Source organism: Streptomyces sp. NPDC047706 (assembly GCF_043204795.1).
GTDB lineage: Bacteria > Actinomycetota > Actinomycetes > Streptomycetales > Streptomycetaceae > Streptomyces.
Genome location: NZ_JBIDCW010000068.1, coordinates 1 through 1,411 on the forward strand (window position 1 = coordinate 1; position 1,411 = coordinate 1,411).

Below are 1,411 nucleotides of genomic sequence, written 5' to 3' on the forward strand. Positions count from 1 at the left end.
CAGCGGGCTGGGGCCAGGAGCGGTGGTGGGCGCGTTTGAGGCCCCAGTTGGACATCTTGCGCTTGACGACGCGGGGGAACGCACGAAGTCTGCGGACCGGTAAGAGGCGTCGGGTGATCTCGGCGAGGGTGCGGTCCCAGGCGGCGGTGAGGCGTTCAGGGGGAAAAAGCCGCCTGGGCGGGGACCTGGCGGCGCACGACGCGAAGGGAGCGGGTGAAGGACAGCCGGTCGGGGTCGGTCCCGGCCCGGTCTGCGGCGTGGTGCATGACCTGGCGGACGGCGTGGTGGACGAGGAGGAAGCCGTAGACCTCCTGCTCGACGCCGTCGGGGTATCTGGAGCGCAGGACCACGTCCGGGCCGCGCTGGTGGACCTTGATCTCGTCCAGCACCCCTTCCACCTCCCACCTCTCGTGATACAAGGCCGCCAGCTCCGCCGCCGGTGCCTGCTCCGGATCGAGGATCGTGGTGATCAGCCGGACCGGGCCGGCCTCCTCGTGGCCGGCGACGGTGTACTCCACTACCCGCACCAGCTGCCCGTGCGCGCGGCGCTTGTCCCTCGCCGCGTAGATCTCCGACAGGTACGAGCCATCCGCATACTGCTCGCGCACCACCAGTACGACATCCGATTTGACCCGCCACAGCAGATCCGCGCCCGTCGCGGCGGCGGCCTTCCACCGGTCGTAGCCGGGGAAGTTGCGGTCGGCCAGCAGGAGCATTCCCGGCTGAAGCTGCGGCAGCAGGGTGTCAGCGAGCACCGTCTCGGCCACCGTGCACGGCCCAGTGGCCGCGGCGAACACCGCATGCGTGCCGCACTCGGCCAGCACCACCAGCCGCACCTGCGGAAACGCGCTCTTCTTGTCCCCCCGCCCCGAGCCAGGCCGTCCGAAGAACGCGTCGTTGTCCGCAGTGTCCGCCACGTCCAGCGTGGTGCCGTCCACTGCCACCAGCCGCCGCCCCCGATACCAGGCACCGACCGTGTCCGCACTCGCCACCGGCCGGCACACCCGGGCGAACAGCGCTCGCAGCGGCTCCGGGCCGAGCCGGGCACGCGCCCGGGAGATCGCCGCGGTGGTGGGCACCTCCCACGACCCCCGCCACCGGCGCGACCACTCCAGCCCCTCCACCAGCAGCCGTGCGACCTCCTCATACGCCTGCCCCGAGAACAGACACATCGCCAGCACGAAGTAGACCGTCACCCGTGCCGGCAGCAGCCGATTCCGCTTCTCACCCCGCCCCGTCTCAGCAACGACCTCATCGACCAGCTCTGCCGGAAACACCCGCGTCAGCACCCCCAACGCGATCCGGTCCGACAACCGCTCCTCAACCGGCGGCTTCACCTGCCCAGCCCGTGGCACCAGCATCCCTCCCGGCCACAAGCTACAAGCAACTCACCCCAAAGTCAGCGGCATTG

1 protein-coding gene is annotated in these 1,411 nt (G+C 70.6%); it reads right to left on the reverse strand.

The window, feature by feature from the left end:
• Nucleotides 1-155 precede the first annotated feature (155 nt).
• Complete coding sequence (locus ACGF8A_RS34535; RefSeq protein ID WP_393114798.1) at nucleotides 156-1,361, reverse strand: IS4 family transposase; 1,206 nt, start codon at nucleotides 1,359-1,361, stop codon at nucleotides 156-158.
• Nucleotides 1,362-1,411 lie beyond the last annotated feature (50 nt).

What these genes read in the sequence shown, in the direction of transcription:
- ACGF8A_RS34535 (WP_393114798.1), bottom strand. Translation starts at nt 1,361, where the DNA reads ATGCTGGTGCCACGGGCTGGGCAGGTGAAGCCGCCGGTTGAGGAGCGG.